This window comes from Arthrobacter sp. Soil_C_60 (assembly GCF_057656375.1).
The window spans coordinates 23,363-50,353 of record NZ_JBDGKM010000010.1 but is presented as its reverse complement, the minus strand read 5'-3'; the positions used below and the strand labels follow the sequence as shown (position 1 = coordinate 50,353).

At 64.5% G+C, this 26,991-nt stretch carries 24 protein-coding genes, 2 tRNA genes and 1 riboswitch; of the genes, 7 read left to right on the top strand and 19 right to left on the bottom strand.

Going from position 1 to position 26,991, the window contains the following annotated elements:
• Positions 1-240: 240 nt before the first annotated feature.
• The 5 genes from AC3A4M_RS18015 to AC3A4M_RS17995 form a co-directional block, all read right to left on the bottom strand.
• Positions 241-314 (bottom strand) — tRNA-Ile (locus AC3A4M_RS18015).
• Positions 315-405: 91 nt separating this feature from the next.
• Positions 406-1,605, bottom strand: coding sequence for a glycosyltransferase (locus AC3A4M_RS18010; protein WP_498737441.1), 1,200 nt, complete (start codon positions 1,603-1,605; stop codon positions 406-408).
• Between the two features lie 57 nt (positions 1,606-1,662).
• Positions 1,663-2,580 (bottom strand): DMT family transporter, encoded by a 918-nt coding sequence (locus AC3A4M_RS18005; RefSeq protein WP_498737440.1) that lies wholly within the window; start codon positions 2,578-2,580, stop codon positions 1,663-1,665.
• A 57-nt stretch (positions 2,581-2,637) separates the two neighbouring features.
• Positions 2,638-3,291: a CDP-alcohol phosphatidyltransferase family protein gene (locus tag AC3A4M_RS18000; RefSeq protein ID WP_498737438.1), complete on the bottom strand. Its 654-nt coding sequence runs from the start codon at positions 3,289-3,291 to the stop codon at positions 2,638-2,640.
• 101 nt (positions 3,292-3,392) lie between these two features.
• A complete protein-coding gene (locus AC3A4M_RS17995; protein WP_498737437.1) occupies positions 3,393-4,235 on the bottom strand; it encodes a phage holin family protein in 843 nt (280 codons plus the stop codon).
• A 220-nt stretch (positions 4,236-4,455) separates the two neighbouring features.
• Between AC3A4M_RS17995 and AC3A4M_RS17990 the strand changes: the two genes are divergently transcribed.
• Positions 4,456-5,877 (top strand): GH1 family beta-glucosidase, encoded by a 1,422-nt coding sequence (locus AC3A4M_RS17990; protein WP_498737435.1) that lies wholly within the window; start codon positions 4,456-4,458, stop codon positions 5,875-5,877.
• 95 nt (positions 5,878-5,972) lie between these two features.
• On the opposite strand, the gene AC3A4M_RS17985 is transcribed toward AC3A4M_RS17990, so the two are convergent.
• From AC3A4M_RS17985 to AC3A4M_RS17950, 8 genes are all read right to left on the bottom strand, one after another.
• A tRNA-Asn gene (locus tag AC3A4M_RS17985) sits at positions 5,973-6,048 on the bottom strand.
• 172 nt (positions 6,049-6,220) lie between these two features.
• Complete coding sequence (dnaG, locus tag AC3A4M_RS17980; protein ID WP_498737433.1) at positions 6,221-8,266, bottom strand: DNA primase; 2,046 nt, start codon at positions 8,264-8,266, stop codon at positions 6,221-6,223.
• 162 nt (positions 8,267-8,428) lie between these two features.
• Complete coding sequence (locus tag AC3A4M_RS17975; RefSeq protein ID WP_498737432.1) at positions 8,429-9,733, bottom strand: deoxyguanosinetriphosphate triphosphohydrolase; 1,305 nt, start codon at positions 9,731-9,733, stop codon at positions 8,429-8,431.
• Complete coding sequence (gene dusB / locus AC3A4M_RS17970; protein WP_498737430.1) at positions 9,717-10,898, bottom strand: tRNA dihydrouridine synthase DusB; 1,182 nt, start codon at positions 10,896-10,898, stop codon at positions 9,717-9,719. Before dusB ends, AC3A4M_RS17975 begins: the two co-directional genes overlap by 17 nt.
• Positions 10,899-11,023: 125 nt before the next feature.
• A complete protein-coding gene (locus AC3A4M_RS17965) occupies positions 11,024-12,487 on the bottom strand; it encodes a YibE/F family protein (protein WP_498737428.1) in 1,464 nt (487 codons plus the stop codon).
• Between the two features lie 79 nt (positions 12,488-12,566).
• Entirely contained in the window at positions 12,567-13,478 is a 912-nt protein-coding gene (locus AC3A4M_RS17960; protein WP_139005928.1) for a GNAT family N-acetyltransferase, read from the bottom strand.
• 76 nt (positions 13,479-13,554) lie between these two features.
• Positions 13,555-14,943, bottom strand: coding sequence for a glycine--tRNA ligase (locus AC3A4M_RS17955; protein ID WP_498737425.1), 1,389 nt, complete (start codon positions 14,941-14,943; stop codon positions 13,555-13,557).
• Between the two features lie 140 nt (positions 14,944-15,083).
• Positions 15,084-16,571 carry an HNH endonuclease signature motif containing protein gene (locus tag AC3A4M_RS17950; RefSeq protein WP_498737423.1) on the bottom strand — a complete coding sequence of 496 codons (1,488 nt, stop codon included), beginning with the start codon at positions 16,569-16,571 and terminating at the stop codon, positions 15,084-15,086.
• Between the two features lie 78 nt (positions 16,572-16,649).
• On the opposite strand from AC3A4M_RS17950, the gene AC3A4M_RS17945 reads away from it, so the two are divergent.
• Complete coding sequence (locus AC3A4M_RS17945; RefSeq protein ID WP_498737421.1) at positions 16,650-16,931, top strand: hypothetical protein; 282 nt, start codon at positions 16,650-16,652, stop codon at positions 16,929-16,931.
• 348 nt (positions 16,932-17,279) lie between these two features.
• On the opposite strand, the gene AC3A4M_RS17940 is transcribed toward AC3A4M_RS17945, so the two are convergent.
• The 3 genes from AC3A4M_RS17940 to AC3A4M_RS17930 form a co-directional block, all read right to left on the bottom strand.
• Positions 17,280-17,492 (bottom strand): hypothetical protein, encoded by a 213-nt coding sequence (locus tag AC3A4M_RS17940; RefSeq protein WP_498737420.1) that lies wholly within the window; start codon positions 17,490-17,492, stop codon positions 17,280-17,282.
• 125 nt (positions 17,493-17,617) lie between these two features.
• The gene (locus AC3A4M_RS17935; protein WP_498737419.1) at positions 17,618-18,778 is read right to left on the bottom strand and encodes a hypothetical protein; all 1,161 of its coding nucleotides are present in this window, start codon (positions 18,776-18,778) and stop codon (positions 17,618-17,620) included.
• Positions 18,775-19,782, bottom strand: a complete 1,008-nt coding sequence (locus AC3A4M_RS17930) for a DMT family transporter (protein ID WP_498737417.1) — start codon at positions 19,780-19,782, stop codon at positions 18,775-18,777. The genes AC3A4M_RS17935 and AC3A4M_RS17930 overlap by 4 nt, the downstream gene beginning before the upstream one ends.
• Positions 19,783-19,885: 103 nt before the next feature.
• On the opposite strand from AC3A4M_RS17930, the gene AC3A4M_RS17925 reads away from it, so the two are divergent.
• A complete protein-coding gene (locus tag AC3A4M_RS17925) occupies positions 19,886-20,113 on the top strand; it encodes an RNA-binding S4 domain-containing protein (RefSeq protein WP_169996527.1) in 228 nt (75 codons plus the stop codon).
• Between the two features lie 136 nt (positions 20,114-20,249).
• Here AC3A4M_RS17925 and AC3A4M_RS17920 read toward each other — a convergent pair whose 3' ends face one another.
• The gene (locus tag AC3A4M_RS17920) at positions 20,250-20,900 is read right to left on the bottom strand and encodes an alpha/beta hydrolase (protein WP_498737415.1); all 651 of its coding nucleotides are present in this window, start codon (positions 20,898-20,900) and stop codon (positions 20,250-20,252) included.
• A gap of 88 nt (positions 20,901-20,988) precedes the next feature.
• On the opposite strand from AC3A4M_RS17920, the gene AC3A4M_RS17915 reads away from it, so the two are divergent.
• The 3 genes from AC3A4M_RS17915 to AC3A4M_RS17905 are packed head-to-tail and all read left to right on the top strand — an operon-like array spanning position 20,989 to position 23,478.
• Entirely contained in the window at positions 20,989-21,828 is an 840-nt protein-coding gene (locus tag AC3A4M_RS17915) for an SGNH/GDSL hydrolase family protein (RefSeq protein WP_498737414.1), read from the top strand.
• Positions 21,829-21,842: 14 nt separating this feature from the next.
• Positions 21,843-23,111 carry a winged helix DNA-binding domain-containing protein gene (locus AC3A4M_RS17910; protein WP_498737413.1) on the top strand — a complete coding sequence of 423 codons (1,269 nt, stop codon included), beginning with the start codon at positions 21,843-21,845 and terminating at the stop codon, positions 23,109-23,111.
• 52 nt (positions 23,112-23,163) lie between these two features.
• Complete coding sequence (locus AC3A4M_RS17905; RefSeq protein ID WP_498737412.1) at positions 23,164-23,478, top strand: hypothetical protein; 315 nt, start codon at positions 23,164-23,166, stop codon at positions 23,476-23,478.
• A 5-nt stretch (positions 23,479-23,483) separates the two neighbouring features.
• On the opposite strand, the gene metX is transcribed toward AC3A4M_RS17905, so the two are convergent.
• Together metX and AC3A4M_RS17895 are read right to left on the bottom strand one after the other, a co-directional pair.
• On the bottom strand, positions 23,484-24,563 hold the full coding sequence (gene metX, locus AC3A4M_RS17900) for a homoserine O-acetyltransferase MetX (protein WP_498737608.1): 1,080 nt from the start codon (positions 24,561-24,563) through the stop codon (positions 23,484-23,486).
• An 81-nt stretch (positions 24,564-24,644) separates the two neighbouring features.
• Entirely contained in the window at positions 24,645-25,964 is a 1,320-nt protein-coding gene (locus tag AC3A4M_RS17895) for a bifunctional o-acetylhomoserine/o-acetylserine sulfhydrylase (protein WP_498737410.1), read from the bottom strand.
• 66 nt (positions 25,965-26,030) lie between these two features.
• Positions 26,031-26,145, bottom strand: a riboswitch (SAM riboswitch).
• 110 nt (positions 26,146-26,255) lie between these two features.
• On the opposite strand from AC3A4M_RS17895, the gene AC3A4M_RS17890 reads away from it, so the two are divergent.
• Complete coding sequence (locus AC3A4M_RS17890) at positions 26,256-26,897, top strand: VOC family protein (RefSeq protein ID WP_139006617.1); 642 nt, start codon at positions 26,256-26,258, stop codon at positions 26,895-26,897.
• The last annotated feature ends 94 nt before the right edge of the window (positions 26,898-26,991 follow it).

Sequence of the window (26,991 nt, the reverse complement as noted above, 5' to 3'; positions counted from 1 at the left end):
TTGCTGACGGATTCAGGATGCAACAACACATCCCGGTCATTATGTTACTCGCCAGTAACATAACCTATTCGTCAGACGCGGGGCAACCTTGGTGCGGTGGAACCCGTTCAGCAACAAGGGGCATCCTCGGCAACTGGGAACTGGGAACAGGGATAACGTCGGACACGACAAAGGCCCCGGCTCGGATCCCGAATCGGATCCGGCCGGAGCCTCTTGCCCAGCACCGCTGGCGTCTTGCTGTAGGGCGACTGGGACTTGAACCCAGGACCAAAGGATTATGAGTCCTCTGCTCTGACCTGCTGAGCTACCGCCCCGTGACTGCCTCGCGATCAGCTGCGAGCAGTTTCGACGTAGCCATCCTAATGGCTACGCGCGGCCCCGCGCACCTTGAGACGCCCGGCGCCGTCAGCTCGGCAAGAAGTCGTCCACCGATCCGCCGCGGTACAGCTTCTCGAAGGTGTCCATGGTCTTGTCGATGGCGTGTTTGGCCGCCTTGTCGTGACTGGCCTCGCCCATGGCCTGGATGTCCTCCGGTGACTGCTTTAGCACCAGGTCCAGTTTGGCGGCCAGGTCGACCGGATCCCGCGGGGTGAAGAGGTAACCATTTACGCCGTCGTCGACCAAGTGCGGCAGGGCCATGGCATTGGCCAGGACCACCGGCTTGCTCGCGGACATGGCCTCCAGCGAGACCAGCGACTGCAGCTCCGCCGTACCCGGCTGGCAGAAGACGGTCGCCCGAAGGTACGCCAGCCGCAGTTCATCATCGTCGACGTGGCCCAGGAACTTCACCCGCCCGGCCATACCGAGCTCGGCCACCTTGGCGTCAAGCATCGGCCGCACTTCGCCCTCCCCGACAATTTCCAGGTGGACGTTGAGATCAGGGTCCGTCAGTGAGATCGCTTCGATCAGCACATCCACGTGCTTCTCCTGGGCCAGCCGCCCCGCAAAAAGCACCGTGGGATGGTCAGGTTTCTCAACGACTTCGCCCGGCGCCAGTTCGTAATGAGCCGAGTCAATGCCATTGGAGAGCGGAAGCACTTTGTGCAGGAAGGCGTGCTCCTTCATGGCCTTCGCGGCCAACGGCGTTGGAGTAGTAACAACAGCTGCCTTACCCATGATCTTGCCCATGTCGCGCCAGGAATTCTTGGCCACGATGTCAAGGAACCACTGCGGGAACGGCAGGAACGGCTCGAGGTTTTCTGGCATGAAATGGTTCGTAGCGATGGCCCGGATTCCGCGGCGTACCGCTTCGGCCATCGTGGCCTGGCCGATCATGTAGTGGCACTGGATGTGGACCACATCGGGCTGGACTTCGTCGAAGATCCGCTTCATGTCCCGTTTGATCTCCCAGGGGAAGCAGATGCGCCATAACTCGTGCGTGGGTACCGAATGCGAGCGAAGCCGGTGCACGGCCGCCTCAGGGCGCTTCTCCACATAGCTGATTCCCTGCTCCGGGCGCGCCGCGATCACATGCACGTCATGCCCTCGCTTGGACATGGCCTGGGCCAGCCGCAAGCCGAAGACAGCCGCTCCGTTAACGTCCGGCAGATAGGTATCGGCAGCGATCAAGATCTTGAGCGGCCTCGGTCCCTTGTTCTCACTCACCTGGCGCAGAACTCCCTGGTCGGTTGTGGCGATGCTGTTCATATGATCTGTTCGTACCTAAGGCTTCCTGGTTGCGGCGGTCTGGGCCCGCCGTCGTGCTTCTTCTCGTTTTTGCAGTACGTCCGGATGATGTCTTGAAAGGGCAATGACCCCCACAATAGCAACCAAACCCGCCCCAATCATGGCAATCGCGATGACGGGTTCGACGTCGGGTTTCAGCTCCCCCAGCAGGAAAATGCCGATGGCTATACCCACAAGTGGGTCGATGACGGTTAGTCCGGCGATCACCAGGTCCGGAGGTCCGCTGGAGTACGCGCTCTGGACAAACCACGCTCCCAGGCCCGCAGTGGCAATGATCGCGATGATGCTGTAAACCGGCACGTTGGCCAGCAAGCGCCCGTTGGGATCGAACAGGTGCAAGCCGATGATGCGTACCAGGACCGCGACAAACCCGAAGAGCATCCCGGCGCCAACGATATATGCGAAGGCGTTGAGCCGGTGCCGGAACATCAGTTCCAGCGAGAGGAAAACCGCAACAACGACGGCGAGCAGCAGCACCGTCGAGAGTTCTTCCGCCGCCGTGACCCGGTGGCTTTCGCCGGTGACATTGACCGCCAGCAGCACGAAACCGGCGCTGCCCGTCACGCAAGCGGTGATCGCCACGATGGTCATCCGGTTCAGCCGGATCCCCTGGTCCTTCGAATTCACGATAGTTGTGATGACCAGGGCTATGGCACCGATCGGCTGGACGACGGTGAGCGGAGCGCTGACCAGAGCGAAGACATTCAGGCCCATGCCAACGCCCAGCAGCAGCAGCCCAACAACCCAGCGCGGAGTCCGCAGCAGGCGCAGCAGTCCGCTGCCACTAAGCGAAAGCCCGCCGGTGCTCGCCTGCACCGCACTTGCCTGGCGCTGCGTTCCGAGGGCCAGGAAGAATGCGCCTGTCAACGCACAAAGGATCGCTAGCCAGACCATGTGGTCCTGACTGCCGTTGTCCCGGGTGCACTAGGTTTCCCGCCTGCCGGTGGACCGTCAACCATTCGTGTGCCCGTTGACAGCGGAGCCGGCGGGATTGTCCGGCTGTTGCCCCCGCCTGACAAGGTGTTTCCGCCAAACCCCACGCATATATCCCCACCACGCCAGCAGATGTCCCACGCAGCCGAGGACGAGGATTGTGTAGGCGACTGCCGCCAGCCAGTCCTCGCCGGGTTCGAGGGCCTTATGCAGTAGCAGCAGCGGAGTTCCGACCAACAGCAGGGCCGTCCGGATCTTGCCGATGTTGGTCACCGGCAGGTTTGGATTGCCGTGGAAAAGAGTGAGCGAGAACGCCAGCAGGATCCCGTCCGGGATGACGATGGCCAGCAGCAGCCAGAGGGGCGCGATGCCGGCGACAACGAACGTGATGGCTACGATAATCAGCGCCAGGCGGTCCGCGACCGGATCCAGCCATTTTCCTATCGAGGACACCTGGTTCAAGCGGCGGGCCAGGTAGCCGTCAATCCAGTCCGTTGAGCCGAGGATCACCAGCACGATGGTGGCCGCTGCGTAATCCTCCAGCATGATGTACCGGATAAAGAGCGGGACGGCGAGGAAGCGAAGGACCGTGATGATGTTCGGTACCGTCCAGAAGGTTTGCAGTTCCCGGTATTCGTAGTTGTCCCGGGCACCGGCACCAATCAGCTTCATTACCCCTCCCCTCTTCGCTGATGCGCCTCCGGCCGGAACGGCGGGGGCGCTGATATGCAGTTATGCAGCCTGCGATGTACGGTCCAACCGAAGGCCGTCGGTTACTGACGCAGCAGTTTGCGCAGCAACACGAAGAACGCGGTCAGAGACGCAGCCAGTGCAGCCAGCGGCTTCCAGCGGTCCTGCAGGTCATCCTGAAGACCTGACGCGGAACCGGCTCCCGTAGCGGATGTGTGGGCATGCGAGCCCGAAGCCGATCCCCTGACCGCCGCCATACGGGTCTCGGCCGCTTCACGGGCCTTGGCGGCAGCCTCGCTGGCATTGGCCTTGATCCTTTCGCTCTGCGGCTTGGGATCAAGCTTCTCGCCCAGTCCATCGCGGATCCGCGCGAGGTGTTCGCGGCGCTCCCCGGAGCGGTTACGCAGTTCTTCGACGGAAGGAGCGGGCTCCTTGGGTGTTTTATCTTCCTCAGCCTGCTCCGGCTTTTCCTGCTTCACCGGCTTCTGATCCAGCGTGGCAGGATCGAAGCTGCGGCCCTCCTTCAGCACGCCAATGTCGTACTTGATGCCACGCAGGGCATGCTCGGGCAGCAGCGGCATGGTCTTCTTCAGCCGCAGGGCACCGATCAGGCCCACGATGGCGGCCAGGACGAGGAACAGCAGGGCCACGAGCAGAGCCGCCAGCCAAGGCTCCATAACTTCGCCGAGCCCCATAATCCCGGCCACGAGCAAGGCAATAACCATGAAGGCAACGAACACGAGAGCGACAGCAAGAAGGGCTGCGGCTACACCAACCTTGACGCCTTTGCCCTTAAGCTCGGCAGCAGCCAGGGAAAGCTCATCGCTGATCTGGCGAGGCACCAATCTCCCGGCCATTTTGACCAGTGACACCAGGGAGGATCTGCTTCCAGCAGTAGTGGTCCTGGTGTTGTCAACGCGAGTCATGGGCTCTGCCTCCATTGCTAGTTTGGTAGTGCTCGAGTGTCCACAGTCTAAAATTATCATTCTGCCTGAATTCAACCCCTCAACCATGAGGACGACATTCAAACGCGAAGATCTTCGGCAATTGCAATGCTTCCGAGACAGTAAACGCTTACGCTCCGGTACTTCCAACACTATGCTGACAGCCAGCCATTGACACCATCAGCACAGGTCGGAGCCCGATATGAGCGAAGTGTTGCATTTCCCCAAGGGCTTTCTCTGGGGAGCCGCCACCGCGGCCTACCAGGTGGAGGGCGCCGCTCGCGAAGACGGCCGGGGCGATTCGATCTGGGACACGTTCTGCCGGCTTCCCGGCGCCGTCGTCGACGGACACACCGGAGACGAAGCCTGCGACCACTACCACCGCTACCGGGAGGATGTCGCACTGATGCGGTCGCTGAATCTGGGCTCCTACCGGTTCTCGACCTCTTGGTCCCGCATCCAGCCCGATGGCCGGAAGTCCAATACCGCCGGCCTCGACTTCTACTCCCGCCTCGTCGATGAACTGCATGCTGCGCAGATCAAGCCGTGGCTGACGCTCTATCACTGGGATCTGCCGCAGGCGCTCGAAGACGACGGCGGTTGGGCCAACCGGGATACCGCCTACCGCTTCGCCGAGTACGCGCTGGCCGTCCACGAGGTGCTCGGCGACCGCGTGGATGTGTGGACCACGCTGAACGAGCCGTGGTGCTCGGCGTTCCTCGGCTATGGTTCCGGGGTGCACGCACCGGGACGCCAGTCCCGCCCGGACGCCCTCGCCGCCATGCACCATTTGCTGCTGGGACACGGGCTTGCCGTGACTGAGTTCCGGCAACGGGCGCCCAAGGCCAAGCTCGGCCTCACACTCAACTTCACGGTGGTCGATCCTGTCGATCCCGGTGACCCAACGGATCTGGATGCGGCGCGGCGCATCGACGGCCAGTTCAATCGGGCCTTCCTCGACCCGGTGTTCCACGGCGCCTATCCGGCGGACTTCCTCACGGACGTCGCCAAATACGGACTCGAAGAACGCATTCTGCCCGGAGACATGAACACAATCAGCGCATGCATCGACACACTGGGAGTGAACTACTACCACGGCGAAGCGGTAACCGGACATCCCCGGGCGGATGCAGGGAATGCACATGCCGCGCCCGTGGAACGTCCGCTGGCGCCGCCCTATACGGCAGCCGACCAGGTTTCCGTGGTTCCGCGGGGGCTGCCGACGACGGCGATGGGCTGGGAGGTACAGCCGGAGGGTCTGTACCGTCTGCTGACACGGTTGCAGGAGGACTACAGCGGCCCAGCAGGCACGGCGCTCTACATCACGGAAAACGGAGCAGCCTATGACGATGCAGTCGGCACCAATGGTGCCGTTGAGGATCCGGACCGGCTCGAATTCATCCGTGCGCATCTGTTCCAGTGCCACAAGGCGATCAGCGCGGGAGTAGACCTACGCGGCTACTTCGGCTGGTCACTCATGGACAACTTCGAGTGGGCCTGGGGATATCACAAGCGTTTCGGCCTCGTGCGGGTGGACTACGCAACCTTCGAGCGGACGGTCAAAGCCAGCGGCTCCTGGTTTGCCAATGTGGCCGGCACCAACAGCGTGCGCGCGGGCGCTTAGGAGAACCAATCGGCTGATAGTCCCCGAACCGGCAGCCGCCGGAAACGGGCAATAAAGAATCCCCGTCCTGGTAACAGGACGGGGATTCTTTATGGTGGCTCCCCCGACTGGACTCGAACCAGTAACCCTTCGATTAACAGTCGAATGCTCTGCCAATTGAGCTACGGGGGAAAGCGGCAGATACAACCTTACAAGGCTTTTTCCCGGAAGTGAAATCCTGAACTTTTCGAGTTCCTAACGTAAAAAACGTCGGTTCAGAACACCATTTTCGGAAGCTTTGCGGCTCCATCAAGGCCTCAATGAGTTTACGTAAACCTGACCGGAAATGCCAAATCGACGTTCGCTATTCCGAGCGCAGCGCCCGGCGCTGCATTTCGAGCTCCATCAATTCCCGGTTCAGCTGCTGGAACAGCTCCGGATCCGCCGACGGGTCCATCCGCTGGAGCTGGCCCATTTTTTCGGCTTTAAGCTGGGTGATCTGCAGGTCGAACAGCCGGTTCAGGATGCCTTTGCAGTACGACTTCAGCGCATCATCGTTGTGCGCCGGCAAGGGCGTAACCGCCAACTCGGACACAAGCGAGCGAAGTTCCTCGGGAACTTCCTGTCTGACGCTTTCCACCCATTGCGACGGCGTAGCCCCGGCAAACCCGGCAGCCCGCACCGCATCATGCACCAAGGCATGGGCGGGAGTGCGGAACCTCACTTCGGTAAAGCTCTGCCATTGTCCGGCGTCCAGCAGACCAGGCTGCTGGAGCGCGACTTCGAGCGCCTCCCGCTCCATGCGCGCCACCGGATCCCTAGGGTCGGGACGAGTGAAGGCGGGAGCGGGCACAGGATTATCGGAACCTGCCCCTTGTTGCCTGGTTTCGTAGGGATCTGCCGGATACTGCCGGCCGTCCGGGTGACGTTGGGAAAACTGCCCGGAGCGTCCACGCTGGCCCGGGTACCGGTCCTGGCCCGCTTTCCCCTGCTGGCCCGATCCGCCCTGCTGGGTCTGCTGCGCCGCGCCCGGTCTTGCCTGGCTGTTGCCGGCGTCGGTGGGTTCCTGTTGCTGCTCCCGCAGGCGCTTGGCTGCGCCTGAGACAGCACGCAGCACCTCGTCCACTTCCATACCGAGCCAACCCGCCAGTTCACGGGAGTAGGCAGGCCGCATCGCGGAGTCGCGGATCTGTGCCACCACCGGTGCCGACGACCGCAGCGCCTGGACGCGGCCTTCAACCGTGTTCAGGTCGAACTTCTTCAGGGTCGCCTTGATGGCGAATTCGAACAGCGGTCGCCGGGATCCGATCAGATCCCTGACCGCCGCCTCACCCCTGTTAAGCCTCAAGTCGCAGGGATCGGCCCCGTTGGGTTCCACCGCCACAAAGGTCTGGGCGATAAATCGCTGGTCCTCGTCGAAGGCCCGCAGAGCAGCTTTCTGGCCGGCGGCATCACCATCGAAGGTGAAGATCACCTCACCGCCCGTGCCGTCGTCGGAAAGCAGCCGCCGGGCGATCTTGATGTGGTCCGTGCCGAAGGCGGTACCGCAGGTGGCAACCGCGGTACCGATGCCGGCCAGGTGGCAGGCCATGACATCCGTATACCCTTCCACGACGACAAGCTGGCGGTTCCGGGCAATGTCCCGCTTGGCGAGGTCGATCCCGTACAGCACCTGGGATTTCTTGTAGAGGGTGGTTTCCGGCGTATTCAGGTACTTCGGTCCCTGGTCGTCCTCGAAGAGTTTGCGTGCACCGAACCCGACGGTATCCCCTGCAATATCCCGGATAGGCCAGATCAGGCGGCCGCGGAAGCGATCGTAGATGCCCCTGTTGCCCTCGGAGAACATACCGGTCAGCTTCAGCTCATCCTGGGTAAAGCCCCGGCCCGTGAGGTGTTTGAGCAGCGAGTCCCAGCCCTGCGGGGCGTACCCCACGCCGAAATGGTCTGCGGCCGCCTGGTCGAAGCCGCGTCCGGACAGGAACTGCCGTCCGGTGGCACCGCCAGGTGTCAGCAGCTGCTCCCGGAAGAACTCCGCCGCGATCTTGTGGGCATCCAGCAGCCGCTGCCGCTTGCCGACGTCTTCGCGGCGCGGCCCGGTGCCGCCGTCTTCATAACGCAGGGTGAAGTTGATCCGGTGGGCCAGTTTCTCCACCGTCTCGCTGAACGTGCTGTGGTCCATCTTCTGGACGAAGGAAATTACGTCGCCACCCTCTCCGCAACCGAAGCAGTGGTAGCTGCCTACCTGCGGGCGGACATGGAACGAGGGTGAGCGCTCGTCGTGGAACGGGCAGAGGCCCTTGAACGAACCGATGCCAGCGGATTTGAGCGTGACGTATCCGTCAACAATTTCCTTGATGTCTGTACGCTGGCGGACCTCATCGATGTCTTCACGTTTTATCAGTCCAGCCATGCAACCAGTTTAGGCAATCGCTCCAAATCGTCCCGCGCCCCGCTGCCGCCTGTGCACAGCCACACCGCCGCGGCCGGGTGTGCAGGGATGGTGCACACCCGGGCAGGACGAGTTCACGAGGAGATGGGAAGGTGCGCCGCTGCGCGGCCCTCCCGAGGAGTATCAGAGCAGGGTCCGGTGCGAGCCCATCAGGCGTTCATGCAGTGCGATTGCCGATACATCCGTCAACGATGCAATCTGGTCGATGACCACCCGAAGCCGGGCGCCGTCGTCGTTAGCTGCGTGCCAGTCGGCGACGAAGGGCTGCTCGAGATGCTGCGCGCCGGTTGCGTGGAGTTCGTGCACCAGGTCCGTGAGGATTTCCTGCTGGCGCTCGTAGATGGGCTGGCGCAGGTCCGTGGTCATGACGAACGTGGTGGCCAGGCCCTTCATGACGGCGATCTCCATGACCGTTTCCTGCGGGACGACCAGTTCCGCAGCATACCTGGTCAGTGAGTCCGGACCGTAGATGGAGCGGGTGGCTTCCATGGCGCTGGAGCAGAAGCGGCCGATCAGCTGGCTGGTCATGTCCTTCAGCGCGGCCATCGCCCTGCGGCTGCCGTCCGCTTCCGGCACCCACACGCCGGAGGCCTGCAGGCGCGAAAGTGCGGCGTCGACCTCCACCGGGTCACTGTGCGGCAGGTACCACTGCTGGGTGTAGCCGATGACGCGGCTGCGGTGGTCCGGATTTTCCATCCACTTCAGCTGCACGCGCCCTGCCACGATGGCGTCCTCGACGTCATGCACGGAGTAGGAAATATCGTCGGCCAGATCCATGACCTGCGCCTCGATGCAGGAGCGCCGCTCGGGCGCACCCTCCCGCAGCCAGTTGAAGACTGGCAGGTCGTCCTCGTACGCGCCGAACTTGCTGGTGCGCTTGCCGTGGATGACCGGTGCGTCCGCCACCGACCACGGATACTTGCAGGCCGCATCAAGGCTGGCGCGGGTCAGGTTCAGCCCCGCGGGGGAACCGTCCGCATGCAGCACCTTCGGCTCCAGCCGGGTCAGCAGGCGCAGCGTCTGGGCGTTGCCCTCGAACCCGCCTATGGCGTGGGCCGCGGCGTTGAGTGCGGTCTCCCCGTTGTGTCCGAAGGGCGGGTGCCCGAGGTCGTGCGCCAGGCAGGCGGCATCCACCACGTCAGGGTCGCAGCCCAGGGTGCGGCCGAGTTCGCGGCCGACCTGCGCGACCTCCAGGCTGTGCGTCAGCCGGGTGCGGACAAAGTCATCCGTGTCCGGAGAGACCACCTGGGTTTTCGCCCCGAGCCGGCGCAGTGCCGAAGAGTGCAGCACGCGGGCACGGTCCCGCTCGAAATGGGTGCGGTAGGTGCTCTTGGCGGGTTCGGCGACCCAGCGTTCCTGGTCCGTTTCCGTGTAGCCGGGCATCAGCGGCGCCGGAGTAATGACGGTGTTCTCAGCCACCGGAAACATCCAATTCGGCAGCCGAGATATCCGCCTGCTGTGCGTCGTTGAGCAGCCGAGATTCCAGCCACTTCTCCGGCAGCGCGGTGCGCTTAGGCGAGCCTGCGCGGCCGCGCGGCCCCTCGGCGTCGGCACCCGGATAGAGGGCGCTCATGTCCAGAGTGTCCAGCAGCTCGCGCAGCACCTCAAGCGTGGGAACGGTGGCCAGTTTGGCGCGCAGTTCGCCGCCGACCATGTAGCCCTTGAAGTACCAAGCCATGTGCTTGCGGATGTCCCGCAGCGCCTTGCCCTCGTCGCCGAAGGTTTCGATCAGCAACTGCGCGTGGCGGTAGACGCTTTCCGCAACCTCTTTCAACCCGGGACGGTAACGCCGGTCGCTGCCCTCAAATGCGGCCTGCAGATCGCCGAAGAGCCATGGCCGGCCCTGGCAACCGCGGCCGACGACGATGCCGTCCACCCCGGTTTCGCGGACCATGCGGATGGCGTCCTCGGCGCTCCAGATATCGCCGTTGCCGAGCACCGGAATGTCAGGCAGTGCTTCGCGGAGCTTGGCAATGGCGGACCAGTCCGCCTTGCCCGAGTAGAACTGGGAGGCGGTACGGCCATGGAGCGCGACGGCGGCAACCCCGGCGTCGCGCGCGATCCGGCCGGCGTCCAAATACGTCAGATGGTCGTCGTCGATCCCCTTGCGCATTTTGATGGTCAGCGGGATGTTGCCCTTGGATGCTTCCTTCACCGCAGTCTGCACAATCCCGGTGAACAGGTCCAGCTTCCACGGCAGGGCCGAGCCGCCTCCCTTGCGGGTTACCTTAGGCACTGGGCAGCCGAAATTGAGGTCGATGTGGTCCGCGCGGTCCTCTTCGACCAGCAGCCGCACAGCGGCACCGACGGTCTTGGGGTCCACGCCGTACAGCTGAACGGAGCGGACCTTCTCGTCCTCGTCGTGCGAAATAATGCGCATCGACTCCGGACTGCGCTCGACTAGCGCGCGGGAGGTCACCATTTCCGATACGTAGAGTCCGCCGCCGTGCTCGCGGCAGAGCCGGCGGAATGCCTTATTGGTGATCCCGGCCATGGGCGCCAGGATCACGGGAGCATCAACGGTCAGGGGCCCGAGCTTGAGCGGAGGCAGCTCCAAGCGGGTGTCCGACGTGGGTACAGCGGTAACAGTCACTCACCTATTCTCTCAAAACCACGCAAATCTGCCGAACCACTGTGGATAATGCCCAGCGCCAGCGGAAACCCGGTGATTGGGCGGCGCGATGGCAGGCAGGAGCAACACTCTTCCCGGTGCTCTGCTCAGCCCTCTTCCGCGCGCCGCCGTCCGCGCCGGGTGGGCAGCTCAGGTTGAGTAGGAAGTTCGTGCTGACTGGGCAGCTCAGGCTGATTAGGCAGCCCATGCTGAGGGTGTGCCCCATGCCCAGGTGAGCTGCCGCCGTCGTTGGTTAGATGGACACGCTCGGCCGCCTGTCCACGGTCTATACCCGCGACGGCGAGGGCCTCTCCCCCGGCTACTCCCACGGTGACCTCCTCGGTACGGCGGATGCCGGTGGCCTTGACCACCAGCACGGCGATCAGGGTGGTCACCGGGATCGCCAGCACCAACCCGATGGAACCGACCAGGGTGCGGACGATTTCCTCCGCAAGCTCGCCGCTGGTCAGCGTGTCGAACAGCGGACGCTCGTAGAGCGAGACCAGGATCAGCACCGGCAGCGCGGCTCCGGCATAGGCAAACGCGATGGTGTAGACGGTGGAGGCAATGTGGTCGCGGCCAACGCGCATGGCACCTGTAAACAGCCGCTTCGCCGATGCTCCCGGCGCCAGCTCGTACATCTCCCAGACGGCGGAGGACTGCGTGATGGTCACGTCATTCAGCACGCCGAGCCCGGAGATGATCAGTCCGCACATGATGATGCCCGAGAGCGACATCTGTCCGCCCATGTTGACCAGCTGATAAGTGTCCTCGTCCCCCACGCCGGTCAGATAGGCAGCGTCCGTGGCCCAGGCCGACATCACCGCCGTAATGCCCAGCCCGAACAGCGTGCCCAGCAGCGCGGTGGAAGTCCGGGCGGAGAAACCATGCGCGAAATACAGCACGCCCACCATGATCACAATCGAGCCGATCAGTCCCAGCAGGAGCGGCGGTTTGCCCTCCACCAGCCCGGGCAGGATGAACTGCGCCATCACGATGAACCCGCCGACCAGCCCGAGCATCGCCCGGAAGCCGCGCCAGCGGGCCACTGAAACAACGACGACGGCGTACAGCACGGCAAGCAGCACGATCGGAATGCTGCGGACGAAGTCCACGAAAATGAAGGTGCCGGGCTGGTCCGGCATGATCTCGCTCAGGTTCAGGTAGCGGATCTTGTCCCCCGCTTCTACCCCGCGGGACTGGGCGATCTCCGGCGTCACCTCTACCTGCAGCGGCGAGCCGCCCGCCTCGGGCTGGGTGTAGGCGACCATGCATTCCTGCGCTTCCGCCCCCGCCTCAACGGCTGCAGCCGAGGACGGGCAGGTTTCGATCGCCACGCGCTGCACGGTTCCGACGTCGAAAGTCACGCCTGGCGCCGTGGCATACGGATCAGTGACGGCAACGCCGGTACTGTCACCTGACGGCCAGAGCGCGATCATGCCGATCAACGTCAGGACGGTAATCGGCAGCAGGATCGCGGCGAGCAGGAGGTTGGCCTTGCGCCGGGCAGCCAGTGTTTCGGCACTCGGCGGCCCTTGATCCTCGGTTGCATGGGAGTGGGAGTGGCCCAAGGAAATCCTTCGCGCGGGAGGGTGGATACTGCAAGATGGCGCGGCGCTCCAGTGGTGGCGCACGTGCAGCTGTGGAGGGTCAGTCGCTGACGATTGAGGTTACCGGGCCGAGTTGCTGTGCCGTGCCGGCCGCGAGCAGCGGTTCCAGCACGGCCACCACGGCCGTCATGGACTCATCCACTTCCAACTGCACCGGGTACTGGTGCACCAGCATCGCAAGCAGTTGACGGACGGCCTGCTGGGCCGTCTCCGGTTCCAGCGCCGTGTCGTAGCCGAGCAGCACGTCTGCCGGAGCGTCCGTCCGCTCCTGCGTGTAGCTGACGGCGAAAGCACTGATGGTTCCGCCCTTATCCCGGGGCGCGCTGCGCAGCACCACGGCACCGGAGGCACCGGTCGCGTCGCTGAGCAGCATCTGCTGGGCGCGCCCGAGCGTCATATCCGCCCGGTCCCAGACGTGCACGGAGTTGTAGAAGTCCGTCACCGCCGTCGTCAATTCCACAGATCCAGTGGCTGCTTCTTCCAGCTGCGGACCGTCCGCTTCGGTCAGGTCCGGAAGCGGCAACGCGCCCGGCTGCACGACGATCACCCGCGAGGTCTGGATTGGCGTCAGCCCGGAGGCCTGTGCGAAGCCGGCACCGCTGCTCTCCGGCTCCACCTTGGCGCGCAACCGCGTAACGCCCGACGGCGATTGCTCGGCTTCCTTGCGCAGCATGCCCAGGAGGGTGCTCGCCAAACCGGCACGGCGGTGGTCCCGCGCCACCTCGACGTAAGTCCACAACCGCTCCGGATGCAGGCTCGTTTCATAGACCACGCCGGCAGCGACGGCGATACCTTGGTCCTCGGCAACTATGCAGCGGGACCACGGCTGATCCGACGACGGACGCAGCACCCCGCGGAAGTGCTGGACCTGCGTGGTTTCCGGGTCGCCCCAGATTTCCAGCAGGGCCAGATCATCCCCGTCGCGCCATTCACGGTAGTTCAGCTCTGCCATGGTTACTCCTAGCGAAATTGCTTAAGGTAGGTGCCGGTTCGCCGGCACCTACCGGGTGAAGCTCAGCGCGGGTACGTTACGCGCCGATAAGTCGTGCGGCCAGGTAACCTTCGACCTTGTCCAGGCTCACCCGCTCCTGCGCCATCGAGTCGCGTTCGCGGATGGTCACCGCGTGGTCCTCAAGGGTGTCGAAATCAATCGTGATGCAGAACGGCGTACCGATTTCGTCCTGGCGGCGGTAGCGGCGGCCGATTGCGCCGGCGTCGTCGAAATCGATGTTCCAAGTGCGGCGCAGCTGGGCGCCGAGATCCTTGGCCTTCGGCGACAGGTCCTCGTTGCGGCTCAGCGGCAGCACGGCGGCCTTGATCGGAGCCAGCCGCGGATCCAGCTTGAGTACCGTGCGCTTGTCCACGCCGCCCTTGGCGTTGGGAGCCTCGTCTTCCGCGAACGCGTCCACAAGGAATGCCATGAATGAACGCGTGAGTCCGGCAGCCGGTTCGATGACGTACGGGGTGTAGCGCTCGTTGGTCGCCTGGTTGAAGTAGCTCAGGTCCGTACCGGAGTGCTTAGTGTGGGTGGAGAGGTCGAAGTCCGTCCGGTTGGCAATGCCTTCGAGCTCGCCCCACTCCGATCCCTGGAAGCCGAAGCGGTACTCGACATCAGTGGTGCCCTTGGAGTAGTGGCTCAGCTTGTCCAACGGGTGCTCGAACAGACGCAGGTTGTCCGGGTCGATACCCAGATCCACGTACCACTGCAGACGGTTTTCGATCCAGTACTTATGCCATTCTTCATCCGTGCCCGGCTCGACGAAGAACTCCATTTCCATCTGCTCGAACTCACGCGTGCGGAAAATGAAGTTACCCGGAGTGATCTCGTTACGGAAGCTCTTGCCGATCTGGCCGATGCCGAACGGCGGTTTCTTCCGCGAAGTGGTCAGCACATTGTTGAAGTTCACGAAGATGCCCTGCGCGGTTTCCGGGCGCAGGTAATGCAGCCCCTCTTCGCTGGCAACCGGGCCGAGGAAGGTCTTGAGCAGACCGGAGAACTCTTGAGGTTCGGTCCATTCACCCTTCGTGCCGCAGTTGGCGCAGGCGATATCCTTCAAACCATTTTCGGGCGCGCGGCCCTTCTTCTCTTCGAATTCTTCTTCAAGGTGGTCCGCGCGGTAACGCTTGTGGCAGCTCAGGCACTCAACCAGCGGGTCGCTGAAGACGTCCACGTGGCCGGACGCTTCCCATACCTGGCGGGGCAGGATTACCGAGGAATCCAAGCCGACGACATCGTCCCGGCCGCGGACAACGGACTGCCACCACTGGCGCTTGATGTTTTCCTTGAGCTCGACGCCGAGAGGCCCGTAGTCCCATGCCGAGCGGGATCCACCGTAGATCTCACCGGCCTGGAACACGAAGCCGCGGCGCTTGGCCAGCGAGATGATCGGATCAAGCTTGGATTTGGCTGCTGCCATCAGGTGGTTCTCCAGTCTCTACAGGGCCGCTGGGTGCGGTCCGGCTCGGTTCGGGCGCAGATCGAAATGAGCCTGCGTTTGCAGGTAGTCAGGACGGTCTTTGCGCACAGGTCAGTGCGTAGCGAAGCTACTAGGTTAGCCTACCCAAGTCCTGCCGACTCCCCCGACACCGGATCCGTGACATGACGTGGTTGTGATGAAAACGGCTTGCTGAAACCAGATGCTCGTTCAACAGGCACCGTCAATAGAGTATTCAGCACAAACGCACGCCAGCCGCTGCACCATTGGTCAGAATGGTGGTTCTTTTTCGTCGTCGGGTGGTTCCGGTGGTGGTGGTTTTTTGCGTTTGAGGCGGCGGCGGAAGTCGTCGGGCAGCGCGTCGAGGACCCGGTCGGTGAAGGATGGTGGTCCGGCGCCGGTGTCGCCGGGTCTGGTGGTGTAGGTCTGGTTCCCGGCGTGGTGGTAGTGAATTCGCCGGGCCTGGCCTGGGTGACTTTCCACCCGGCGAGGGATTTGAGCCGGTGGTCCGAACCGCAGCGCGGACCGAGGTTGCCGAAATCCGTCCGGCCGTGCCCGCCGTTCGCATGGTAATCGATGGTGTGGTCCAGGTCGCAGTCCTTCGCCGGGACATGGCAGCCCGGCGCCGTGCACGTGGTGTCGCGGTGCCGGACCGCGCGGGCCAGGTCCGCCGGCGGCCGGTACACGGTTTTGCCGTAGGAGAGGGTGGTCCCGGTCTCGGGATGCGTCAGGATCCGGTAGAACGACGTGGCGCCCTCGCAGAGTTTCCGGGCGGCGCCGGCGGGGATCGGCCCGTACCCGTCGAGGGTGGCCGGTTCCTCGTCCAGGCCCAGCAGCGTGAACACCGGCACGGTGAGCGCGACCTCGGGCCGGATCCCGGCCGCCGGCCCGGACTCCATCCCCGCGTGCAGGAGCAGCTCGCTGAACACGTCCGCGCGCAGCTGCCCCACCATGCGGGTCTCCGCCCCGGTCTGCAGGCCCCGCGCGGCCTGGGTGAGGCGGTCGTACGCGGCGTACGCTTCCTCGGCGGGCAGGTACGCGCCCAGGAACGCCATCCCGTCATCCGCCGGCTCCAGGTACACGCTCCGGCACTTTTCCTGCCGTTCGCGGCGCACGGTGATGGTTTCCGGATTCAGTTTCTCGCGCTGCTTCCGCGCCGCGTACTGCAGCTCGCCCGGCGTTTTGTCCGGCGCCTCCCCCAGCAGCGCCTGCTCGAAGCCGGGTTTCGCCTCGTCGGGGAGGGTGTCGCCCTGCCGGGTGATCACGCCCGCGTGTTCCAGGTCCAGCTCCCCGGCGGTGAGCGCGGCCAGCGTGCCCGGATAGTGTTCGCACAGCTCCTGCGCGGTCTCGTACCGGCCGCGGGCCTGCTTCTCCGTGATCCGGTACAGGCAGGCCAGTTCCCTGATCACGGACTGCCCGGCCAGCTCCTCCAGCCCGGCCCGGCTGGCCGGCGGCGTGCCCGGTTCCCGCGGCGGCAGCTCCTCGACGGCTGTCTGCCCGATCCGGTGGGTCAGGCGCACCAGGCCCGCGTCCAGCCAGGCCGTCAGCCGCCGCCCCGCGGCCAGCTGCTCCACCGCCGACCGGTAATCCAGCTCCGCAAACCCCCGCACCCCGGCGCCGGCTGCATCACCGCCGTCGGCAGCATCAACGGCATCACCGGGGTTGGTGGTGCTGGCGTTGGCGGTGGCGTGGAAGAGTTTGAACCAATCGGCCGGGGTGCCGGCGGTGATCCGGCGCAGGCGTTCGGCGTAATACTCCCCATGCGTTTCGGTGAACAGGTCCCCGGGCAGCCCCTCGAGGTCCTCGGCCGGACCCCAGCTGGCGGGGAACGGGCCGGACGGCGGCCAGCAGGCCCAGGCTTCCTCGCGCTCCCAGGCCGCGAAGTCATCGAGGCCGGCGCTGGCACCCAGATGCTCCGGCTCCCCGACCCGGCCGGGACCTCCTGCCCGGCCAGCGGGTCCTCGCCGTAGGACTCCAGGGACGGCGGGTCCAGCACCGGGCCGCGGGCCTCTGCGTAGATCTCCTCCATGTAACCGGCCATCGTGGCATGCTTCGGGGGTTTGCCGGCCGCAATGTATTCGCGGGCCTGGGCCAGGCCGCGTTTGCGGTCCTGCGCAGCATGCAGGTCCAGACGCTCCAACGCCTTGCGCAGCGCTTCCTGCCGCTGCGCGGCGGTCGTGGGCCGGCCCTCCTGAATGCAGCGCACCGTAAACCCGTGCTCCGCAAGCCCCTGCGCCCCGGACTCCTGCCCCGCGGACTCCTGTCCGGGGGCCGGGGACCCGGAAACCGGTGCAGACTGCTCTTCCGCTGCCATAACCTCAGTCCATCATCCGGCTGTGACAACCAAGAGGGATAAACACCACGTCTTCCGGCTTCGACGAAAGTTCTTCAAAAATCTTTTCCGCAACAGTTTTCCCCAGCCCGGCAGGAAGCACGCCGGGGCGGACCACGCCAGCGCGGACCGCGCGGCGAGGCTGCAGCTCGGCCGCTGGTATCCCGGGAACCGATGACGAAGACTTCTGCGTTGCCATGACTCCAGTCCATCAGCCGGCTGTGACAGTTCGGAGGCTTATTCACAGCGTCTGACGGGTTCCACCGATATTCTTCAAAATTCTTTCCGCCGCCGAAAGCAGCACCGTCGAGGTGGCCGGCGGGATTAGGGCAGGATGCCGGGGAAGCTTTCGATATTCTCTTGGCCGGTAATGCGCCGGGCAACGCTCTCCATAGTCACGGGTTCGCTGTCGATGCCAGCATGTTCCCTGGCATCCGAACGGCTGTCTAAGGGGCCGGCCAACTGCGGCGACCAGATCGCCTGGACCCGAGCATCCGCCCCGCCGAACATTTCACGCAGCACGGGATCCGCTTCCACGTTTTCCTGCAGCCCGAGCAGCGGTGCGTCCTCTGCGTCCTCCAGTGCGTGATGAACCAGATACAGAAGGGACTTGTTATAGAAGGTGATGTTCAGCAACTTGCACTCGTCATCCAGCGCCCTCTGTTTACCCAGGGCGAAAGTAGACAAGGCATGGATGCCGTTGCCGTTGCCGATGCGCGGCACAATGTCCCGTTTGAACTCCTCGATCAGGATGGCCGGGTCGAGGAAAATAAAGGACTCAAACGCCGGCACGCATTCCTCGAACGCCGCATGCAGGAAATACGAGTGGAAGATGGCTCCGGCGCTATGACCGACGGCGTGCAACGTGACCGCGCCAGGGTTCTGCCGGAGGAACTCCGCCAGCTTCCGCGCCACATATCGCGCTCCGCCCTCATCGACTCCGATGCCGACTTCGACGACATCAGGACCGGCACCGCCTGCCGCAGCATCGCCGTCGTAAGCAATAGGACTTGGACTATCGGCGCGGTCAACGGACCGGGCTGCGCTGGCTTTGAGGTCGGCCCAGACTGATTGGCCTCCGGCATGCCTGGCGATCCACTCGACGAACTTGTCGGCGGCCTCTTCGACGGGCACAGCTGGCCGCAGCCGATCGATGCCATTCCGGATCCTGGTTCCCAGGGCTTCAAGCAGACCGGTTTCCCAGACGAAATAGAGCGGGTAGACGCCGTTGGCCAGCCACCAGGGAACATGATGTGCCGCGGCTGCGAGGCCGGTCCGCTCCGGCACCAGACCGCCATGGGCCCAGAACATTAACGGCACCGGGCTGCCGGGATGCTCGGCGATGAACCGGGGCAGGTGGACCTCGAAAATCCGGTCCACTTCCTCAGCCGTGGTCGAGGCCAGGCCGCCGGCAGTCAACCGCCCGTTCCGCAGGTTCACCAAATGGGGGTCCAAGGACATGAAACTGTCGTCCGACGTCGTCATCGGTTCCTCTCCCCTGTTCCAACGAGGGCTTTGCGGCGCAACGGATTAAACGCTGTCCGCGGCCACGGCAGCGTGGCGAGCACCATCGCCACGAGAGTCAGCAGCGTACCCAGCACCGTCGCCGTCGTAATAATGGTGCCGGGCGCGGGAAACACTACATCCAGCAGGAGGGAGCCGAGCACCTGTCCGGCAATCATGCCCAGGCCGGTCAGCAGCACGCCCAAGGAGCGGACCAGCACGGCAGCGAGGGCAAGGAAGAGGCAGCCGATCGGGCCGCCAAGGTAGTACCACCATTCGTCCGGCAAGGGATTTCCGATGCCGGCGACCGCCACTTTCACGAACCAGGCGGCGACCAGCAGCACCATGCCGACGGTGAGGTTGACCAGCGTGGCGGGCAGCGGCGAGCCGAAATGCAGCGTCTGGGTGCCGTTGAAAGCCTGTTGGAAACTTTGCATGAATCCGGCAGCCAAGGGCAGCAGCACCGGGAGCAGCCATTCGCTCAGGTCGGAACCGGCTGAAAACTTCGGCGAAACGGCCCAGGCCACAGCGGCCACGGTCAGCAGTGCGCTGAGCACCCGCATAATCGTGACCGGTTTCTTGCCAGCGGGGCCAAGGCCAAGCCGGTCCACCAGCAGTCCGCTCAGGGACTGCCCGGTCACGGCGGCAACGGTGAAGAGGGCGACGCCGATCAACGAGATGGTTATCCCCTGGCTCACCACCAGAAAGGCGCCGCTGAGGCCGGCCAGCAGGTACCAGCGGGGGAACTTTTTCTGCTGTATTGCCGGTGCGATGCGCCGCACTCCGGCGCGGCCGCTGGGCACCAGCAAACAGATCAGGATCATCAGGATCAACCCGGTGCCGAAGCTCACGACCGCGGTTGCGAGTCCGTCGTTAAGCACTTCCCCGAGCGCCCCGTTGATTCGGCCCTGCACAGGCATGCAGAGGCCCGTCACCACGGCCAGCGGCAGGCCTAGCGCAAGCGGCATTCTGGGAACGTGGGACACGGTTTCACCCTACGTCAGGGGCACCGCCGCGACGGGCACAACGCACCCGGCTCCACCACAATGTGGCGAGCACCATGGCCGCTGCGTCAGGCAGAATGTACCTATGGCCTCTGATGACATCAATGACATTTCCATCCGCGACGACATGATCCGGCTGGGACAGCTGCTCAAGCTGGCGAACCTCGCCGAGGACGGGAACGAGGCCAAGGAGTTCGTCGAGCACGGCATGGTGCAGGTCAACGGGGAGATCGAGACCCGCCGCGGCCGCCAGCTGCACGCCGGGGACACGGTCACCGTCAACGGCGAGACCGTCCGCGTGGTTCACGAGTAGGCCGGGCAAGTCGCGCCGCCGCGGTTAAGCCAAGCGTCGCGGTTAAGCCAAGCGCCGCCGTCGTTCTTCGGCGGCAGCGCAGGAGCGCTGGATAACCCAATAACGACGACGGCGGCACGGGCTTGCGTGCGAGGTTTTACTTCGCGTTGAGCACCTTGTAGGTCAGGAATTCCTTCACGTGGGCAAGTTCCTGCGCGTTGATGCCGTGGCCGATATTGGCGTAGAGCACCTTGGTCAGGTCGACGTGCTCGTTGAGCCACGCATGGCTGTACTCGATCTTGTCCGGCGTGATGACCTGGTCCTCCTGGTCGCGGCCCCAGAACACTGCGGGCTTGAGCGACTTGACCGCCTCGTCGTCGAAGAACGGGTCGCCGTCGGCGGGGATCACGAAGCCGGAGAGGCCGATAACTGCGGCGATTTCCTCGGGGCGGTGGCGCATGATGGACGTCGCAACGGCCATGCCCATGGAGAACCCGAGGACGGAGACACTGCTGTGCTGGTCCTTGACGGTGTCCAGCCAGGACCATACATCAGCGGCGGCCTTGGTGACCTTGTCCACGGAGAAATCCGGCTCGTGCATCAGTGGGAACCAGGAAAAACCCGGGCCCAGGGCGACGGGGGCGCGGACGGCGGCAACGGTGAAGTCTTCGGGCAGCCCCGGAACCAGGCCCATCAGGTCCTCCTCGTTGGAGAGGTAGCCGTGGAAGAGCACCAGCAAGGGAGTGCCGGCCCGCTCGGCTTCAGGCTTGGACCAGACGACGACGGGCTTATAAGTAGTTTCGGTCATGCTGCCATTCTGACACACCGATACTTGAAGCTTCAAGTTGGATGCTCCGGTCTTTGCCATCGAAGGGCCGCTGGAGCAGGATGAACTTGTGAGTAACTTGCCTGCGGCAGCTTCGCGATCGCTCGAAAGCGCCCGTCATCCCTGGAGCCGCTTTGTTGCCATCGGAGACTCGTTCACGGAGGGGATCGGCGATCCGGATCCGGACAGCCCCGGCGGTAACCGCGGCTGGGCCGACCGCGTTGCCGAGGAGTTGGCACGGGACCACCCGGATTTTGCATACGCCAATCTCGCCATCCGCGGGCGGCTGCTGCAGCAAATCATCGACGAACAAGTCGGTCCGGCCGTTGAGCTCGCACCGGACCTGATCAGTTTCTGCGCGGGCGGAAACGACGTCATCCGGCCAGGCTCGGATCCGGACGCCCTGGCCGAGAAAATCGATGTTGCCATCGAAACGCTGGCGGCAACGGGGGCAACCATCGTCCTGTTCACTGCACCGGATGTCGGCGATACGCCCCTGATCGGCAGCGTCCGCGGCAGGGCTGCCATCTACAACGAGAACCTCCGCACCGTGGCTACCCGGCACGATGCGGTCATCGCCGACATGTGGGCGCTGCGGAAACTGAAGGACCCGCGGATGTGGGCCCCGGACCGCCTGCATTTCTCGCCCCTGGGCCACCACACTATCGCCGCAATGGTGCTGGACGCATTGAACGTGGAGCACAGTCTGCAACCCGAAATTCCCAAGCCGCTGCCGCCGAAGAACTGGCGCACCGCCCGCGTCGAGGATCTGGTCTGGGCCCGCCAGCATCTGTTCCCTTGGGTCCTGCGGCGCCTGCGTCACCAGTCACTGGGCGACGGGATCTCCCCCAAGCGCCCGACTGCCGGCCCGATGTTTGGCCCCGGCATGCCGCCCGGCGCGGCCGGATGAAAGGCGGGCTGAGCGTGGATTCCACGGGCAGCGCGCTTGGCGGCCAGAAGATTTCCGGTGCTGGTGGGCTCAACGACGAGTCTGCGCTGGCAGCGGGGATTGTCCGGCACCGGCTGCTCGCGCAACAGCTGTGGGGAGATGGAGCGTACGACGCCGGGTCCTCCTTGCGCTCATTGCTCGCCGTGCAGGCGCAGGAGTATGCGTATGCCCGGTGGACGTTGGCGCAACGGTGCCGGGGACAGGCCAGGGACAACGCGGCAGCCGTGGATGCCGCCATTACAACCGGCACAATACTGCGGACCCATGTGCTCCGGCCGACCTGGCATTTTGTCCTTGCGGAGGACCTGCGCTGGCTGATGACTTTGTCCGGCCCGAGGCTCAGGGCCGGCAATAAAACCCGGGACCGGCAGCTGGGACTCGACGCGGAGACGATTGGCCGCAGCAACGACGTCCTCGGTGCGGCCGTAGCCGGCGGCCGGCACCTGACCCGCGACGAGCTGGCCGCGGAACTCGAACGGACGGGTCTGCTGGAGGACACCGGCGAGCGGCTCAATGGGGCGCCCCTGCGCGGCCAGCGCCTGGGCCATATGGTTTTCCACGCGGAAATGGACCAAGTGCTTGTCAGCGGCGTGCCTCGGATCAGCGAAAGCGGCGCGGTCCGCCAGACTTACGCGCTTTTCGACGAACGGGTGCCTGCCCTGGCAGCGGACTTCGACCGCGACCAGGCACTTGCCGAACTGACCCGGCGCTACTTTTCCAGCCGCGGACCGGCCACGGTCAAAGACTGCGCCCTGTGGTCCGGACTGACGCAGACGGACGTCCGGCGTGGACTGGCTGCAGCGGGCGGCCGTTCCCAGCTGCAGTCGTTCAGCGCTGATGGTTACGAATTTGTCATGGCCTCCGGCCACGCACACTCTGCCACGGAAACCCCCACCGCTACTTCAGATGCTGGCCTCGCACCACCCGGCTCTGCGCCGTCGGCTCCTCGGATCGACTTGATCCAGTGCTACGACGAATATGTCATGGGCTACACACCAACCAGGCATTATCTGGGCGGGACGGCTCCTGCCGCGGTGGCCAGCAAGCAGCCCAGTCACGTCGTCCTGCTGGACGGGCGCATGATCGGAAACTGGCAGCACACCCTGAAGCCGGAGTCCGCCGTCGTTAGTATCTTGCTGTACCGGACGCTGACGCAGGCGCAGAAATGCGCACTGGATACCGCCGTCGCCCGGTATGAGACTTTCCTGGGCCGCCCCGTCACGGTGGACCTGCTCGATTCCTGAGGGGCCGGGCTGGCTAGACTGTCGGAACCATCAACATTTTCAGGAGGACGCAATGGCTGCGGCGGTCAATCCACTGGTGCCGAGCATCTGGGAGCTCGCGATGCCGGCGCTGAGTGTCGTTTTCCTGCTGGCCCTGATCGGGATTGTTGTGGTGGTTATCCGCGGCGCAGTTCTCAACATGTCACACGGCAAGGAACCGATCGGCGGGCGCGAGGCCACGCGTTCGCGGGTTCCCCTGCCGACGCGCGATGAGCGGCTCGCGGACCTGAAGGAACTCCATGGCAAAAGCCTGTTGACCGATGCACAGTACGATCTGGCTGTACAGGAAACCCTCCGCGATTACCCCGTGCGGCAGCCCGGGACGTAGCCGGATCAGCTGCGCGGGAAGAACCGGGCAACCAGCTCATTGTGCAGCTGGTGGATGTCCGTCAGGAATCCGTCGTGGCCGGTGGGCACCTCGATCATGTGCACCTTGGGCGGCGTGGGCAGCGCTTCGGCCAGCTGGCGCGACTGCTCCGGGAAGTACAGCCGGTCGGAATCCACCGCCGCGATGAAGAAATCCGTCTCAACGTCGGCCAAGGCCTGCTGCACCGAGCTGCGGCCGCGCGCAACGTCGTGGCTCATCAGGGCTTCGGTCATCAGGATGTAGCTGTTCGCATCGAACCGGCCCGCCAGTTTGCTGGCCTGGTGGTCCAGGTAGCTTTCCACGGCATACCGCCCGCGCTCTGCCGGGTTGGCGCTGCCGAAGGGCTGCTCGGTCCCCTGGGCGTTGCGGCCGAAGCGGTACTCGAATTCGGGCTCGGACCGGTAGTTGATGTGCGCGATCCTGCGGGCGATGCCGAGGCCGGCGTCGGGCGCGGGCCCTTCGTAGTAGTCGCCGCCGTTGAAGTTCGGGTCCAGCCGGATGGCCAGCACCTGTGCCTGGGCGAAGGCGATCTGCTCCGCGGTGCTCGCCGCACCGCAGGCAATCACAGCACAGCGGGCGGTCCGCTCCGGGTAGGTAGCGGCCCATTCCAGCGCGCGGGCTCCGCCCATGGAGCCGCCCAGAACAGCATGCCAGCGCTGGATCCCCAGTTGGTCGGCCAGCCGCGCCTCGGCGTGGACCGAATCGCGAATGGTCACCAGCGGAAAACGCGAGCCCCAGGGTTTGCCGTCAGGTGCCGGTGAGGACGGGCCGGTGGAACCGTAGCAGCCACCGACCATATTGGCCGCCACCACGAAGTACTCATTGGTGTCGATCGTGGCGCCGGGCCCCACCAGGGGATCCCACCAGCCCGCCTCATCCGTATCTCCGCGAGCCACATGGGTGCTGCCGGTCAGGGCATGCGCAATGAGCACGGCGTTGGATGCATCCTCGTTGAGGGTGCCCCAGGTTTCGTAGCCCAGAACGACCTCGGGCAGAAAACCGCCCGTTTCCAGCTCGAGGGCGCCGATGGACGCGTAACGCAACATGCCGTCCGCCGCCGTGTCCAGCAGTTCCTGTGGTTGCAGAGTTGTCAATGCTATGCCTGTGATTCCTTCATGATGCCGCGTTCAGGCGGCACCCTTGGATGCGCGGAAACCGGCTTCGAGGTCCGCAAGAATATCGTCGATGTGCTCGATGCCAACGGCCAGCCGGACCAGGCCCGGCGTGACACCGGCGGCTTCCTGCGCCTCCGGAGACAGCTGGGCGTGGGTGGTCGACGCCGGGTGGATCACCAGCGAGCGGACGTCGCCGACATTGGCCACATGGGAGTGCAGTTCCAGTCCGTCGACAAAGCGCTTGCCGGCCTCGAGCCCACCGGAGATTTCGAATGCGATGATGGCGCCAGTGCCCTTGGGTCCGTACTTGCGGCCACGCTCGTACCACGGGCTGGAAGGCAGGCCGGCGTACGCAACGGACGTAACGGCGTCGTGCTTTTCAAGCCATTCGGCCACCCTCTGCGCGTTCTCCACGTGGCGCTCCACCCGCAGGCTCAGTGTCTCCAGACCCTGGGCAATCAGGAACGCGTTGAAGGGAGCGGCGGAGGAGCCGAGGTCGCGCAGCAGCTGGACGCGTGCCTTGAGAATGTAGGCCAGGTTCGCGCCGAGCGCCCCGCCGACGCCGAGGTCGCGGGCGAAGACCAGGCCGTTGTAGCTCTCGTCCGGGGTGTTGAAACCGGGGAACTTCGCCGGATCCTTGGCGAAGTCGAAGTTGCCCGAATCCACGATCACACCGGCGATGGCGCTGCCGTGGCCGCCGAGGTACTTGGTGGCCGAATGGACCACGATGTCGGCGCCCCACTCGATCGGGCGGATCAGGTACGGGGTGGCCAGCGTGTTGTCCACGATCAGCGGCACGCCTGCTTCGTGAGCGATGGCGCTGATGCCTTCGACGTCGAGCACGTCCTGGCGCGGGTTGGACACGGCCTCGCCGAAGAACGCCTTGGTGTTCGGCTTGACGGCCGCGCGCCACTGGTCCAGGTTGTCCGGATCCTCGACGAAGGTCACCTCGATGGCGAACTTCTTCAAGGTGTTCTTGAGCAGGTTGTACGTGCCGCCATAGAGGCTCGGGCTGGCGACGACGTGGTCACCAGCCTCGGCAACGTTCAGGATGGAGAACGTGGACGCAGCCTGGCCGGAGGACAGCAGCAGCGCACCGACGCCGCCTTCCAGATTCGCGATCCGGTTCTCCACGGCCTCCGTGGTCGGGTTGCCGATCCGGGTGTAGATGGGTGCCAGTTCGGCCAGCGCGAAACGGTTGGCCGCGCTTTCGGCACTCGGGAAGACGAACGACGTCGTCTGGTAGATGGGCAGGGCACGCGCGCCTGTTGCGGTGTCCGGCTCCTGGCCTACATGGATCTGGCGGGTTTCGAATGACCAGTCGTTTGACATGTGGAACTCCCTCTTGTCTCAAAGGGGTCTGCCCGGGAACCGGATTTCCGGCATTTTTCCTCGGGTGACCCGCGCTTGCGTCCCGCCTGCTGGCGGGAGCCTGGTCCTCACCCGGGGCACCCCACCGCGGTTGGAGGGTTGCCGGCCAGCTAGCCGGGGCTTGTTGCTGGCACTCATGACCTGTATCTAGGTTCGGCGACGGGCACTTTTTCAGCAAGTATGTGACGGCGTGTGAATGTCAGTTAGGACACCCTTAGTCGAGAGGCACATCACAAAATGCCAAAATGAGGCATGCGTTTCGATCATGTCTCATATGCCTGTGAACCCGATGGCCTGGCGGCTACAACCGAACGGATTTCGGCAGCCCTGGGTATCGAAGCCGTCAAGGGCGGCGTCCATCCCCGCTTTGGAACCCGCAACATGATTTTCCCCCTGACGGACCATCATTATCTTGAGGTCGTCGAGGTGCTGAACCACCCGGCGTCGGACAAGGCGCCCTTCGGCCAGGCCGTGCGTGCCCGCTCCGAAGCAGGCGGTGGCTGGATGGGCTGGTGCGTCGAGGTTGACGATCTGGCTCCGTTCGAGGAGCGCTTGGGGCGCCATGCGGTACCGGGCGGCCGCAAGTTCCCGGATGGCCGCGAACTGACCTGGCAGCAGATCGGCATTAAGGGCCTCATCGCGGACCCGCAGGTTCCGTACATGCTGCGCTGGGACGACGGCACCGAAGAACTGCACCCGTCGAAGGCCTACCCTGCAACGGCGAAGCTGATCGGATTGACCATCGGCGGCTCCTCCACCCGCGTCGCGGACTGGCTGGGAACACCGATCGATGCGCTCCTGGACGACGTCAAGGTTGCCTGGACGGCGCCGAACGGCACCCCGGGCATCATGTCCGTACGGTTCGAGACCGACAAGGGCGTCGTCGAACTCTAACCGCTCCTTTCGGAGGATTCGCTCCGCTTTGGGGCGACGCTTCGATTTGGGATTCTGCCTCGCCTGCGCGGTGCAGGCGGAATCCCGAATCGAA

What these genes read in the sequence shown, in the direction of transcription:
- AC3A4M_RS17940 (WP_498737420.1), bottom strand. Translation starts at nt 17,492, where the DNA reads ATGGCAACGCAGAAGTCTTCGTCATCGGTTCCCGGGATACCAGCGGCC.
- AC3A4M_RS17905 (WP_498737412.1), top strand. Translation starts at nt 23,164, where the DNA reads ATGGCTGCGGCGGTCAATCCACTGGTGCCGAGCATCTGGGAGCTCGCG.
- AC3A4M_RS17890 (WP_139006617.1), top strand. Translation starts at nt 26,256, where the DNA reads ATGCGTTTCGATCATGTCTCATATGCCTGTGAACCCGATGGCCTGGCG.
- AC3A4M_RS17895 (WP_498737410.1), bottom strand. Translation starts at nt 25,964, where the DNA reads ATGTCAAACGACTGGTCATTCGAAACCCGCCAGATCCATGTAGGCCAG.
- AC3A4M_RS17990 (WP_498737435.1), top strand. Translation starts at nt 4,456, where the DNA reads ATGAGCGAAGTGTTGCATTTCCCCAAGGGCTTTCTCTGGGGAGCCGCC.
- AC3A4M_RS17925 (WP_169996527.1), top strand. Translation starts at nt 19,886, where the DNA reads ATGGCCTCTGATGACATCAATGACATTTCCATCCGCGACGACATGATC.
- AC3A4M_RS17920 (WP_498737415.1), bottom strand. Translation starts at nt 20,900, where the DNA reads ATGACCGAAACTACTTATAAGCCCGTCGTCGTCTGGTCCAAGCCTGAA.
- AC3A4M_RS17935 (WP_498737419.1), bottom strand. Translation starts at nt 18,778, where the DNA reads ATGACGACGTCGGACGACAGTTTCATGTCCTTGGACCCCCATTTGGTG.
- AC3A4M_RS17955 (WP_498737425.1), bottom strand. Translation starts at nt 14,943, where the DNA reads ATGGCAGCAGCCAAATCCAAGCTTGATCCGATCATCTCGCTGGCCAAG.
- AC3A4M_RS18000 (WP_498737438.1), bottom strand. Translation starts at nt 3,291, where the DNA reads ATGAAGCTGATTGGTGCCGGTGCCCGGGACAACTACGAATACCGGGAA.
- AC3A4M_RS17960 (WP_139005928.1), bottom strand. Translation starts at nt 13,478, where the DNA reads ATGGCAGAGCTGAACTACCGTGAATGGCGCGACGGGGATGATCTGGCC.
- metX (WP_498737608.1), bottom strand. Translation starts at nt 24,563, where the DNA reads ATGTTGCGTTACGCGTCCATCGGCGCCCTCGAGCTGGAAACGGGCGGT.
- dnaG (WP_498737433.1), bottom strand. Translation starts at nt 8,266, where the DNA reads ATGGCTGGACTGATAAAACGTGAAGACATCGATGAGGTCCGCCAGCGT.
- AC3A4M_RS18005 (WP_498737440.1), bottom strand. Translation starts at nt 2,580, where the DNA reads ATGGTCTGGCTAGCGATCCTTTGTGCGTTGACAGGCGCATTCTTCCTG.
- AC3A4M_RS17995 (WP_498737437.1), bottom strand. Translation starts at nt 4,235, where the DNA reads ATGACTCGCGTTGACAACACCAGGACCACTACTGCTGGAAGCAGATCC.
- AC3A4M_RS17975 (WP_498737432.1), bottom strand. Translation starts at nt 9,733, where the DNA reads ATGTTTCCGGTGGCTGAGAACACCGTCATTACTCCGGCGCCGCTGATG.